The 12,909-nt window shown below is 59.9% G+C and carries 10 protein-coding genes; 8 read left to right on the forward strand and 2 right to left on the reverse strand.

The genetic code is table 11. From position 1 onward, the window contains the following. The first annotated feature begins 19 nt into the window (after nt 1-19). Genes puuE through CLV87_RS22670 form a run of 3 tightly spaced genes read left to right on the forward strand, consistent with a single transcriptional unit; the run spans nt 20 to nt 3,385 of the window. Nucleotides 20-1,432 (forward strand): allantoinase PuuE, encoded by a 1,413-nt coding sequence (puuE, locus tag CLV87_RS22660; protein WP_235872040.1) that lies wholly within the window; start codon nt 20-22, stop codon nt 1,430-1,432. Next, nucleotides 1,429-1,932 carry an ureidoglycolate lyase gene (locus tag CLV87_RS22665; protein ID WP_099249602.1) on the forward strand — a complete coding sequence of 168 codons (504 nt, stop codon included), beginning with the start codon at nt 1,429-1,431 and terminating at the stop codon, nt 1,930-1,932. Before puuE ends, CLV87_RS22665 begins: the two co-directional genes overlap by 4 nt. A gap of 34 nt (nt 1,933-1,966) precedes the next feature. After that, a complete protein-coding gene (locus tag CLV87_RS22670) occupies nt 1,967-3,385 on the forward strand; it encodes a uracil-xanthine permease family protein (protein WP_099249604.1) in 1,419 nt (472 codons plus the stop codon). Nucleotides 3,386-3,524: 139 nt separating this feature from the next. Here CLV87_RS22670 and CLV87_RS22675 read toward each other — a convergent pair whose 3' ends face one another. Both CLV87_RS22675 and CLV87_RS22680 read right to left on the reverse strand, forming a co-directional pair. Beyond that, nucleotides 3,525-4,760, reverse strand: a complete 1,236-nt coding sequence (locus tag CLV87_RS22675; protein ID WP_099249606.1) for a calcium-binding protein — start codon at nt 4,758-4,760, stop codon at nt 3,525-3,527. 134 nt (nt 4,761-4,894) lie between these two features. Then, complete coding sequence (locus CLV87_RS22680) at nt 4,895-5,803, reverse strand: LysR substrate-binding domain-containing protein (RefSeq protein WP_099249608.1); 909 nt, start codon at nt 5,801-5,803, stop codon at nt 4,895-4,897. 103 nt (nt 5,804-5,906) lie between these two features. Between CLV87_RS22680 and CLV87_RS22685 the strand changes: the two genes are divergently transcribed. From CLV87_RS22685 to amaB, 5 genes are read left to right on the forward strand one after another with little or no spacing between them, the layout of a single operon-like run. Beyond that, the gene (locus CLV87_RS22685) at nt 5,907-6,965 is read left to right on the forward strand and encodes a saccharopine dehydrogenase family protein (protein ID WP_099249610.1); all 1,059 of its coding nucleotides are present in this window, start codon (nt 5,907-5,909) and stop codon (nt 6,963-6,965) included. Continuing rightward, nucleotides 6,955-8,145 carry a pyridoxal phosphate-dependent aminotransferase gene (locus CLV87_RS22690; protein ID WP_235872042.1) on the forward strand — a complete coding sequence of 397 codons (1,191 nt, stop codon included), beginning with the start codon at nt 6,955-6,957 and terminating at the stop codon, nt 8,143-8,145. Before CLV87_RS22685 ends, CLV87_RS22690 begins: the two co-directional genes overlap by 11 nt. A gap of 3 nt (nt 8,146-8,148) precedes the next feature. Next, nucleotides 8,149-10,338 carry a dehydrogenase E1 component subunit alpha/beta gene (locus CLV87_RS22695; protein ID WP_133840889.1) on the forward strand — a complete coding sequence of 730 codons (2,190 nt, stop codon included), beginning with the start codon at nt 8,149-8,151 and terminating at the stop codon, nt 10,336-10,338. After that, complete coding sequence (locus tag CLV87_RS22700; protein ID WP_099249614.1) at nt 10,335-11,357, forward strand: ACP S-malonyltransferase; 1,023 nt, start codon at nt 10,335-10,337, stop codon at nt 11,355-11,357. The genes CLV87_RS22695 and CLV87_RS22700 overlap by 4 nt, the downstream gene beginning before the upstream one ends. A gap of 20 nt (nt 11,358-11,377) precedes the next feature. Further along, nucleotides 11,378-12,871, forward strand: a complete 1,494-nt coding sequence (amaB, locus tag CLV87_RS22705) for an L-piperidine-6-carboxylate dehydrogenase (protein WP_099249616.1) — start codon at nt 11,378-11,380, stop codon at nt 12,869-12,871. The last annotated feature ends 38 nt before the right edge of the window (nt 12,872-12,909 follow it).

The raw sequence follows: 12,909 nt of genomic DNA on the forward strand, positions 1-12,909 counted from the left end.
AGACCAGAAGGATAAGCGCTTGTCCAATTACCCTAGAAATATGACGGGCTATGGGGCCACGCCCCCCCATGCCAATTGGCCCAACGGGGCCAAGATCGCCGTGCAGATCGTGCTGAATTACGAAGAAGGTGGCGAAAATAACATCCTGCATGGGGATGCGGCATCCGAGGCGTTTTTGTCCGAGATCACCGGTGCGCAGCCCTGGCCGGGGCAGCGGCATTGGAACATGGAAACGATCTATGAATACGGGTCGCGGGCCGGGTTTTGGCGCTTGCATCGGTTGATGAGCGACCTGCCGGTTACGGTCTACGGGGTGACCACGGCCCTTGCGCGTGCGCCCCAGCAGGTGGCGGCGATGAAGGCGGCGGGCTGGGAGATTGCCAGCCACGGGCTGAAATGGATCGAGCACAAGGATATGTCGCCCGAAGAGGAGCGCGCCCAGATCCGGGAGGCGATCTGCCTGCATGCTGAAGTGACCGGCAGCGCGCCGCGCGGCTGGTACACAGGGCGCTGTTCGATGAACACCGTCGATCTGGCCGCAGAAGAGGGCGATTTCGCCTATATCGCGGATAGTTACGGCGATGATCTGCCCTATTGGGTCAAGGCCGGGGGCAAGGATCAGTTGATCGTGCCTTATACCATGGATTGCAACGATATGCGCTTTGCCATCCAGGCCGGGTTTACCACTGGTGACCAGTTTGAAAGCTATCTGAAGGACAGTTTTGACTGTCTTTATGCCGAAGGGGTTGAGGGCGCGCCCAAGATGCTGTCGATTGGCCTGCATTGCCGGTTGATGGGGCGGCCCGGTCGGGCGCAGGCGCTGAAACGGGTGCTGGATTATATGCGCGGGCATGAGGGCGTTTGGTTTGCCACCCGCGAGCAGATCGCCGATCACTGGGCGGCAGAACATCCGCCCTTAGCGGGGATGATGCCGTCGGAGATGAGTTCGGCTGAGTTTGTCGCTGAATTCGGCGGGATCTTTGAACATAGTGCTTGGGTGGCCGAAGGGGCCTGCGCTCTGGAAAAGGGGCCGACCCATGATTGTGCCGCCGGGGTGCATAACCTGATGTGCCGGGTGTTCCGGTCTGCGGATGAAGCGCAGCGGCTGGCGGTGTTAAACGCACACCCGGATTTGGCGGGCAAGCTGGCGCAGGCCAAGCGGTTGACCGATGAAAGCACAGCCGAGCAGGCCTCGGCGGGGCTTGATGCGCTGACCGATGCGGAACGGGCGCGCTTTACCCAGCTTAACGATGATTACACCGCCAAATTCGGCTTCCCTTTCATCATTGCGGTGCGCGATCATGACAAGGCGTCGATCCTGGCCGCCTTTGAGCGCCGGATTGACCAGAGCCGCGAGACCGAGTTTGCCGAGGCCTGCCGCCAGGTGGAACGCATCGCCGAACTGCGCCTGCAAGAGAAGCTGGGCGCATGAGCGAGGTCGTGATCAAACCACTCACCGCGCGCGATTTCGCCCCGTTTGGCGATGTGCTTGAGGCCAAGGGCGCGGCGGATAAGATCATCAATCAGGGCCTATGCGGGCGGTTCCACGATCTGGCGCAGTTGGATTTTGCCGATGGTCATGCCGGGATCAGCCTGTTTCAGGCCGAACCCCGCGCGCTGCCTTTGCAACTGGATATGATGGAGCGTCACCCCGACGGCTCGCAAGCCTTTCTGCCCATGAGCCATGACCCGTTTCTGGTCATCGTGGCCGAGGACGCGGGCGGTGTGCCGGGGCAACCGCAAGCCTTTCTAACCGCGCCGGGGCAAGGGGTGAATTACCACCGAAACACCTGGCACGGGGTGCTGACCCCGCTACACGCGCCCGGCCTGTTCGCCGTGGTTGACCGCATTGGCGCGGGTCCGAACCTGCAAGAACACTGGTTCGACGCGCCCTACACGATCTCACCAAGTGACGAGGTGCCGGAACGTTAGCTGGCAAATAATAAACAACAGGGAAGGGACAAACATGTCTGATACATCCATCGGGACGCCAGAGCAGCTGCGCGACCCCAATTACACCCCACCCATCGCCAAGGCGGTGCCGCTTGGCATCCAGCATATTCTGGCGATGTTCGTGTCAAACGTGACCCCGGCGATCATCGTCTGTGGCGCGGCGGGCTTTGGGTTCGGCTCGAACAGCCCGGACTTCCCTCAGATGATCTATATGATCCAGATGTCGATGTTCTTTGCCGGTATCGCGACCTTGTTTCAGACCATTGGCTTTGGCCCCGTGGGCGCGCGCTTGCCGATTGTGCAGGGCACGTCTTTTGCCTTTTTGCCGGTGATGATCCCGCTTGTCGCCGGGAAAGGCGTTGATGCGGTGGCGGTGCTGATGGGCGGCATTCTGGTCGGCGGGATTTTCCACGCCATTCTGGGCCTGTTCATCGGCAAGATCCGCTTTGCACTGCCGCCGCTGGTCACGGGCCTTGTGGTGACGATGATTGGTCTGGCGCTGGTCAAGGTCGGCATCCAATATGCCGCCGGGGGCGTGCCCGCGATTGGCAAGCCGGAATATGGCTCGCTGATCAACTGGGCGATGGCCGCAGTGGTGATCCTGGTGACACTGGGCCTGAAATTCTATGCCAAGGGGATGTTGTCGGTCTCTGCCGTGCTGATCGGTTTGATCGCCGGTTATGCCTTTGCCTTTGTGCTGGGCGAGGTCAATCTGGGCAATGTCGGTCGCGCGGCCAGCTTTGCCCTGCCAAACCCGCTGCATTTCGGTCTGGAATTCTCGGTCGCGGCGATCATCGGTTTCTGCCTGATGTCCTTTGTCTCGGCGGTTGAGACCGTGGGCGACGTGTCGGGCATCACCAAAGGGGGCGCCGGGCGTGAGGCCACGGATAAAGAGATCCAGGGCGCGACCTTTGCCGATGGTATCGGCACGGCGGTGTCGGGTTTGTTTGGTGCGCTGCCCAATACCTCGTTCAGCCAGAATGTCGGATTGATCGCCATGACCGGCGTGATGAGCCGCCATGTGGTGACCATTGGTGCGGTGTTCCTGATCATCTGCGGGCTGATCCCCAAGGTTGGCGCGGTGATCTCCTCGATCCCGATCGAAGTGCTGGGCGGCGGTGTGATCGTCATGTTCGGCATGGTGGTCGCGGCCGGTATCTCAATGCTGAGCGACGTGGATTGGAACCGCCGCAACATGGTGATCTTTGCGATTTCGCTGTCGCTGGGTCTGGGCCTTCAGCTTGAGCCGGGCGCGTTGCAGCACCTGCCAGGCACGATCAAGGTGCTGGCGACCTCGGGCATCCTGCCCGCCGCCTTTATCGCCATCGTGCTGAACCTGATCCTGCCCGAAGAGTTGGCTGGTGAGGCGACCGAAGAAGTGTCAGGCGGAATGGCCGGGCATGGCCATGGCTCTTTGCCTGAGGCTGATTGAGAAGGATAGGCCCCCCGGCTTTGGCTGGGGGGCTTTTTGTTAATGTATAAATAGTGATTTAACCTGGGATTATAATGTGAAGAGGAACGCACGTTAGATCGGTGCACAATGGGCAGACATCTTTCAGAAGTATTGGTTCCTAAAAAACAAAGTCGTTCGCGTTTAGGTCTGCGATTGAAGCGTCATAGATGTACACAAGGTTTCCGCCACCAAAGTCGATTTTGACGTGACCGTTGGATGTATTTGAGGCGGCTGCAAGCACATCTGAGAAATTGTTCAAGCTCGAAACATCACTCAAGTCGATTCTGTCTATGCCTGTTTCAAAGTCCAGTATCCTATCTCTCCCAGTTGTATTAGAGAAAAGGAAAGTGTCTGCTCCAGCACCCCCGATGAGGTAATCGATATCTAAGTCATTTCCTCCGAACATAACATCGTCCCCGTCATCTCCGTATAGGCGGTCAGAGCCAGTCCCACCGTGAAGAGTATCATTCTCGTCTCCGCCTCTGAGGGTATCCAGGCCAGAGCCGCCATCTAAGCTGTCGTATCCGGCATCTCCGCGAAGTAGATCATTTCCGACGCCTCCAAAGATTGTGTCGTCGCCGTTTTCCCCATAAAGGGTATCGTCATCGCCTAAAACTGAATCGACTTCATTTCCTCCAACAATACTGTCATCCCCATCTCCTCCGTAGATAACGTCCTTGCCCCTTCCTCCAAAAAGGTAATCATTTCCGCCATGACCATCTAAAATGTTGTCATTTAGATCTGCGGCAATCCAATCTGAGTTTTGTGTCCCGTCGACGTCAACTACACCGATCATTCGGACGGAGGAAGCTCCAGCGTCAACGGCTTGTTCCATAAAAAGCCTATTTGTGTGGCCAAGCACCGTGACGTGCGTTTCGGTGAAAGTTGTCATAACTGCGTTCACGGAACTATGGCCAAGATTAACGATGACACCCACTCCATTGGAAGCTTCAGTTGCCAACTCAAAGTCAATCTTGCCATTCGTTGTAAAGAACTCGTCATTTCCGGAAATGTGGAAAAAGGTATCTCCACCAAGCCATCCTTCTACTTTATCATTGTAGCTGCTGCCTATTACAGCCTCAATTTCTTGTAGATAATCGCCTTCTGCCGTTCCGCCGCTGCCGGTGGCCCACCCGTGGGGTGAGAATTGAATTGTTATACCTGAAGTGCTGTCGCGGTAGTCCGCGCGATCAAAACCGTCACCGCCAATCAACCAATCGGCACCGATTCCACCCCGTAAGTTGTCGTTTCCGTCGCCACCATTTATTGTGTCGTTACCTTCGTAGCCCAAGATGAAATCAGACGTGTCTTCACCAAGAATGACGTCATTACCATTAGTTCCAGGAATAATCATTGGATCCTCTTTAAGGTTTCTGGTGAATTGGGGTTTTACGAATAGAAATTTTCTATAAACTACTTAAGCAAGAATTGCTGGCAATCAAAGTAGATTTTTTGTGTCAAGAAAATAGCGCAGTATCCGAAGTAAACCTACCCCCGAAACTGCATCCGTTTGCGCGTTGAGGCGCGGGCCTCGGCCACCAGCCAGTCTCGGAATTGCGCGGCGAGCGGGTTGGCGACGCCGCGTGGGGTGACGACGTAATAACGATCATCCTCGCAGGCGGGGCGGCCCAGAATGACCAGCGTGCCCTGGGCCAGTTCGGCCTCGATCAGATAACTGGGCACAATGGCTGCGCCCAGCCCGTGGATCGCGGCGGAAATCATCGCTGAAAACTGATCGAACAAGGTGCCCTGGCGGACCGTATCCAAGGGCAGGCCAAGCGCGTCGAAATAGACCCGCCAGGCATTGGGCCGGGTCGAGAGATGCAAGAGCGGCAGGCGGGCAAGGCCCGTGGGCTGCGTGACCTCGTGGCGATCCGCCATAAGGGGCGAGGCGACGGCGACCAGATCTTCGGGGCAGAGCTCGGTCAGGGTGCCGTCAACCCATTCCTTGCGGCCAAAATGGATGGCGATATCAACCCCTTCGCCAATCAGATCAAAGGGGGCCGGGTGGCTGTGCAGGGCAAATTCCACCTGCGGGTGGCTGGCGCGAAACCGGGTCAGGCGCGGGGCCAGCCAGCGTGAGCCAAAGGTCGGCAGGGTCCCGATCGAAAGCAAACGCCTTGTATCCCCCGCTGCGCTGGCATTGCGGATCGTACCGCGCAGCCGGTCAAGATCGCCATGCAGCTGATCCGCCAGCGCGCGCCCGGCATCGGTCAGCGCCACACCGCGCCCGGCGGGGCGAAATAGGGTGACGCCGATGGTGGCTTCAAGCTCGCGCACCATGCGGCTGATCGCGCTTTGTGTCATGTGCAGCTCTTCCGCGGCAAGCGTAAAGCTTTGATGTTTGGCAGCCGCTTCGAAACTGCGCAGGGATGACAGCGAGGGGAGATGTTCCATTCATGACCTCAAGGCACAAGTTAATGCCTAAATTGCCCGTTTTTTAGCATGAGTCAAATCGCTACGCTTTTGCCAAAGCAATGCGACCAAAAAGGGAGAGGTCATGCAATCTGTAGCGGTTCTGGGTCTGGGCAAAGTTGGCGCATTGGCGGCGGAGTTGCTGAGCGAGGCAGGGTTCACCGTCACTGGCTATGACATGAATCCCAAGCTTGAAGGGGTGGGTTTTGCCACAGCGGCGCTGGATGTCTCGGACGAGGCGGCGCTAAAGGGCGCGCTTGGCAAGGCGGATGCGGTTCTGTCCTGCCTGCCCTATTTCCTCAACTCTGCTGTGGCGCGTATCGCCCATGGGTTGGGGATCCACTATTTCGACCTGACCGAGGATGTGCCAACCACCAAGGAGATCCTCGAACTCGCCAAAACCTCCAAAGGGTTGATGGCCCCGCAATGTGGCCTGGCCCCCGGTTTTGTCGGCATCGTGGCCGCTGATCTGATCGCACAATTTGAGGATTGCCGATCCTGCAAGTTGCGCGTTGGCGCGCTGCCGCAGCACCCGACCGGGTTGATGGGCTATTCTTTCAACTGGTCGCCCGAAGGGGTGGTGAACGAATATCTCAACGATTGCGAAGTGCTGGAGAATGGCGAACATAAATGGGTGTCGCCAATGGAATGGATCGAAAAGATCGTGATCGGCGGGATCGAGCTGGAGGCCTTTACCACCTCGGGCGGGCTGGGCACCATGTGCGAGACCTATCTGGGGAAAGTGCCCAATATCGATTACAAAACCATGCGCTATCCCGGTCATGTCGACCTGATGAACTTTTTCTTTCACGAGCTGCTGATGCGCGAGCGCAAGAAAGAGGCGGGCGAGATTTTAGTCAATGCCAAGCCGCCGGTTCAGGATGATGTGGTCTATATTCATGTGGCGGCTGAGGGCACCAAGGATGGCGCTTTGGGGCGGCGTGAATTTGTCCGCGCGCTGATGCCGCTGGAGATTGCCGGCAAACACCGCACGGCGATTGCCTGGACAACGGCGTCCAGCGTGGTGGCGGTGATCGAAATGGTACGCGCGGGCACGTTGCCGGGGCAGGGTTTCCTCAAACAAGAGGACATCCCGCTGGCGGCCTTCTTTGAAACCAAGAACGGCGCACGTTATGCCGGATGACGCTTTGGCCATGGACCCAAGCGCGTTTCGTGCGGCGGATCGGCTGGGCGGCATCGAGCTGTCCGAGATCGTGCGCATTTCGGAACGCGCCAAGGTTCTGCGCGATCAGGGGCGCGATGTGGTCGCGCTGTCGACCGGAGAGCCGGATTTCCCGACACCTGATTTTGTTATTGAGGCGGCGCATCAGGCCGCCTTGGCCGGAGAGACCCGCTATACCGCAACCGTTGGCACACCCGCCCTGCGCGAAGCGATAGCCCAGGAACATGGTCGCCAGATGGCCGAGGTGATCGTGTCGACCGGCGCCAAGCAAGTGTTGGCCAATGCCCTCATGGCGACGCTGAACCCCGGCGACGAGGTAATCTTGCCCACGCCATTCTGGACCAGCTACGCCGATATGGTTGTGGTGGCCGGGGGCAGGCCGGTGACGGTGCCTTGCCCGATGGAGGCCGGGTTTAAACTGTCGCCCGCGGCGCTAGAGGCGGCGATCACGCCAAAAACCCGTTGGCTGATGCTCAATTCACCCTCAAACCCAAGCGGCGCGATTTACAGCGCTCGTGAAATTGCCGCTTTGGCCGAGGTGTTGGAACGGTACCCGCAGGTCTGGGTGATCTCGGACGAAATTTACGCGCATCTCAGCTTTTCCCCCTTTGTCAGCTTTACCGCCGCCGCGCCTGCGCTGGCCCCACGTACCCTGATCGTGTCGGGCGTGTCCAAGGCCTGGGCGATGACTGGCTGGCGTATTGGTTGGGGCATTGGCCCGGCCCCGCTGATCAAGGCGATGGTGTCCTTGCAGGGGCAATCGACTTCGGGTGCCTGTTCGGTGGCGCAGGCGGCGGCCCTGGCGGCGTTGAACGGGCCACGCGATCTGTTGCGCGACCGCTGCGCCATTTTCCAGACGCGGCGTGACAAGGTGGTGGCGGGGTTGAACGCGCTGCCGGGGATCGCCTGCCCGGTGCCGGATGGGGCGTTTTACGTTTTTCCCTCGTGCAAAGACGCGCTGCGCAAAGGCGAGAGTGACGGGGATTTCTGCGCCCGGTTGCTGGATGAAACTGATGTGGCGGTGGTTCCGGGCCGTGCCTTTGGCCTGTCCGGCCATTTCCGACTGAGCTTTGCCTATTCCGACGACGCCCTGGACGCAGGGCTGGCGCGGCTGGGTGATTATTTGAACAAAGAGGCGTAAACCATGGATCGCGCTGTTATCGTCGAAGAGAATTTTCGCGAAAAAGTCACAACCGGCAATTTGCCCAAGGGCAAACCCCCCGCTGGCCCGCTGAGCAAGGAACAGGCGGTGGGCCTGTTTCGCGCGCAATGCCTGAGCCGGGCTTTGGATCTGACCAGCCGGGTGATGCAGAAAGAGGGCAAAGGGTTTTACACCATCGGCTCATCAGGTCACGAGGGCATGGCAGCCGTGGCCGAGGCCTTGCGCCCGACTGATCCGGCCTTTTTGCATTATCGCGATGCCGGGTTTCAGATCGCGCGGGGCGCGCAGGTGCCGGGCCAGAACATGGCCTGGGACATGCTGCTGTCTTTTGCCTGTTCCTCCGAGGATCCGACCTCGGGCGGGCGGCATAAGGTGCTGGGCTCAAAGGCGCTGAATATCCCGCCGCAAACCTCGACCATTGCCTCGCACCTGCCCAAAGCGGTGGGGGCGGCCTATGCCATTGGCGCGGCGCGCCGCCATGCGCCGGAACATAGGGAATACCCCGAAGACGCGATTGTCATGTGTTCCTTTGGTGACGCCTCGGCCAATCATTCCACCGCGCAAGGGGCGTTTAACACCGCGGGTTGGACCAGCTATCAATCAGTGCCTTTGCCGCTGCTCTTTGTTTGCGAAGACAATGGGATCGGGATTTCGACCAAGACGCCCAAGGGTTGGATCGCCGACGGATTCCGCGCCCGTCCGGGGATCAAGTATTTCCATGCGGATGGCCTGGATATGTTTGACACTTACCGCGTGGCGCAAGAGGCGGCGGATTATGTGCGCAACCGGCGCAAACCGGCGTTTTTGCACCTGCGCACCGTGCGGCTTTATGGCCATGCCGGGGCGGATGTGGCGACGTCTTATCTGTCGCGGGCCGAGGTTGAACAGGATGAGGCCAATGATCCGCTGCTGCACAGCGCCCGCCTGCTGCAAGAGGCTGGCGCGCTGAGCGGCGATGAAGCGCTGTCCATCTATGAAGAGACCCGCGCCCGCGTGAACCGCGTCGCCGCCGAGGCCGCGACTCGCCCGCATCTGAAAACTGCGCGCGATGTGATGGCCAGCATCATCCCGCCCAAACGCGACTGCGCGCCAACCAATGGCCCAAGTGATGAGGATCGTGCCAAGGCCTTTGGCGCTGACCTTAAGGCGCATGACACTCCGCAACCGATGAGCCGCATCCTGAACTGGGCGCTGACCGATCTGATGCTGGATCACGGTGAAATCGTCATGATGGGCGAGGATGTCGGGCGCAAGGGCGGCGTCTATGGCGTGACGCAAAAGCTGATCAACCGCTTTGGATCAGATCGGATGATCGACACGCTGCTGGATGAACAATCCATCCTCGGGCTGGCGATTGGCATGGCGCAGAACGGGTTTATCCCGATGCCGGAAATTCAGTTCCTGGCCTATCTGCACAATGCCGAAGACCAGCTGCGCGGCGAGGCGGCGACCCTGCCGTTTTTCTCGCGCGGGCAATTCACCAATCCGATGGTCGTGCGCATTGCCGGGCTTGGCTATCAAAAGGGGTTTGGCGGGCATTTCCACAATGACAACTCGGTTGCGGTGCTGCGCGATATTCCGGGGCTCATTCTGGCTTGCCCGTCAAACGGCGCGGATGGCGCGCGGATGCTGCGCGAATGCGTGCGGTTGGCACGCGAAGAACAACGGTTGGTGGTGTTCCTGGAACCCATCGCGCTTTACCCGATGCGCGATCTGCACGCGGCGGGCGATGGCGGTTGGATGACCACCTATCCGGCGCGGGATGAACGCATTGGTTTTGGCGAGGTTGGCGTGGCCGGGGAGGGCGATGATCTGGCCATCGTGAGCTTTGCCAATGGCTATTACCTGTCGTTGCAAGCCCAGGCGCGGCTTGAGGCCGAAGGGGTCAAGGCACGTGTGATCGACACGCGCTGGCTGTCCCCCTTGCCCGAAGAAGGTTTGGTCGATGCGGTTGCCGGGGCGAAACGCATTCTGGTGGTTGACGAAACCCGCCGTACCGGCGGGGTGTCCGAGGCGCTGATGACCCTCTTTACCGAGCGTTGCAATGTGCCGGTGTCGCGCCTTGCGGCCGAGGATAGCTTTATCGCCACGGGCCCCGCCTATGGCGCGACCATGCCCTCGGCGGACAGCATCTATGAGGCGGCGAAATCGGCTGTGGAGGGCAAAGCATGACCACCGCTGTTTTGATCTGCCCCGGTCGCGGGACCTATAACAAGGCTGAGCTGGGCACGCTGGCGCGGCATTTCCCTGATGCGGGATTGCTGCGGCACTTCGATGAAAAACGCCGCGCTTTGGGGCAGGATAGCCTGAGCGATCTGGACAGCGCGCAACGCTTTTCCAATGCGCGGCACACGCGGGGCGACAATGCCTCGGCGCTGATTTACGCGGCGAGCTATGGCGATGCCTGTTCTATCCGCGATGACATCGAGATTGTCGCCGTGACCGGCAATTCCATGGGCTGGTATTCAACGCTGGCCTGCGGCGGCGCGCTGACGCCCGAGGCTGGGTTTGATGTGGTCAACACCATGGGCACCCTGATGCAAGAGGCGCTGATTGGCGGGCAGTTGGTCTATCCCCATTGCGGCGATGACTGGCAGCCCGATCCAGCGCGCAAGGCCGCGTTGCTGGCGCAACTTGATGAGATCAATGCCCGCCCGGATCATGTGCTGACCCTGTCGATTGATCTGGGTGGAATGCTGGTATTGGCGGGCAATGAGGCCGGGCTGACCGCGTTCGAAACCGCTGTTCCAAAGCAAGAGCAATTTCCGCTGCGCCTGCCCAATCACGCCGCCTTTCATTCGGCAATGATGCAGCCGATCAGTGATCAGGGGCGCGCGCGCCTGTCGCCGGACCTGTTTGACCAGCCCAAATTGCCGTTGATTGACGGGCGCGGGGCGATCTGGTGGCCGGGGGCCTGTGATCGTCAGGCGCTTTGGGATTACACGCTGGGGCATCAGGTGGTTGAAACCTATGATTTTACCCGCGCCATTCAGGTGGCGGCGCGTGAATTTGCCCCCGATCTGTTCATCATCACCGGCCCCGGCACCACGCTGGGCGGCGCGGTGGCGCAATCGCTGATCACCGCGCAATGGCGCGGCATGACCAGCAAAGCCGAGTTTCAAACACAGCAAGCGGAAAGCCCGCTTTTGATTTCCATGGGTCGCGCCGATCAGCGCGGCCTTGTGACCTGACTTCGCAAAGGAGACATCCGATGAGCCATTCTGACGTATTGAAAGCCGCTGGCTTTGCCGATGCTGAATTGACGGGCGGCAGCCTGGCGGTTCGCTCGCCCATTGACGGGGCCATCGTTGCCCATGTGGCCGAAACCCCGGCCAGCGACATGCCCGGCGTTATCGCCAAGGCGCAAGAGGCATTCAAAGCCTGGCGCAGCGTTCCCGCCCCGCGCCGCGGCGAGCTGGTCCGCCTGCTCGGCGAAGAGCTGCGCGCCGCCAAGGATGAGCTGGGCGCGGTTGTGACGCTTGAGGCCGGCAAGATCATTTCCGAAGGTCTGGGCGAAGTGCAGGAGATGATCGATATCTGCGATTTCGCCGTGGGTCAGTCGCGCCAGCTTTATGGTCTGACCATTGCCTCGGAACGTCCGGGCCATCGCATGATGGAAACCTGGCACCCGATGGGGCCATGCGGCGTGATCACCGCGTTTAACTTCCCTGTCGCGGTTTGGTCCTGGAACAGCGCGCTGGCGCTGGTTTGCGGCGATCCGGTGATCTGGAAACCGTCCGAGAAAACCCCGCTGACCGCTTTGACCTGCATGAAGATCATGGCCCGCGCGTTGGAGCGCTTTGGCGATGCGCCCGAGGGGCTGGTGCAATTGGTCATTGGCGGGCCGGAGATTGGCGAAGTGCTGGTCAATTCCAGCGATGTGCCAATTGTTTCTGCCACCGGTTCGACCCGGATGGGCGGTATTGTTGGCCCGAAAGTCTCGGCGCGCTGGGGACGTCCGATTTTGGAACTGGGCGGCAACAACGCCATGATCGTCGCGCCGTCGGCGGATCTGGATATGGCCATTCGCGCCATCGTCTTCTCGGCTGTGGGCACGGCGGGTCAGCGCTGCACCAGCTTGCGGCGCTTGATTGTGCATCATTCGATCAAGGATGATCTGGTCGCCAAACTGGCCGCCGCTTATGCCAGCCTGCCCATCGGTGATCCGCGTGACAGCGGCACCTTGATCGGGCCGCTGATCGACCAGGCCAGCGCCGACCGTATGGCGGCGATGCTGGAGCAAGCCAAGGGCGAAGGCGGCACCGTGCATGGGGGCGGCGCAGCTTCGGGTGTGGGCGAGGGGGCTTATGTCCACCCGGCCATCGTTGAAATGCCCGGCCAAACCGACACGGTAAAGACCGAGACCTTTGCCCCGATCCTTTACGTCATGGGCTATGACACGCTGGACGAGGCGATTGCGCTGCAAAATGGCGTGCCGCAGGGGCTGTCGTCGTGCATTTTCACCCTGAACATGCGCGAGGCCGAGACCTTTCTTTCGGCGGGCGGTTCGGATTGCGGCATTGCCAATGTCAATATCGGCCCATCCGGTGCCGAGATTGGCGGGGCCTTTGGCGGCGAGAAAGAGACCGGCGGCGGGCGCGAAAGCGGCTCGGATGCGTGGAAAGGTTACATGCGCCGTCAGACCAACACGATCAACTACTCGGCCGAGCTGCCTTTGGCGCAAGGGGTGAAGTTCGATATTTAGAGCGTTTAGATCTTAATCTGAAACATCAAGCCGCATTT

This window comes from Pelagimonas phthalicica, assembly GCF_004364805.1.
GTDB lineage: Bacteria > Pseudomonadota > Alphaproteobacteria > Rhodobacterales > Rhodobacteraceae > Pelagimonas > Pelagimonas phthalicica.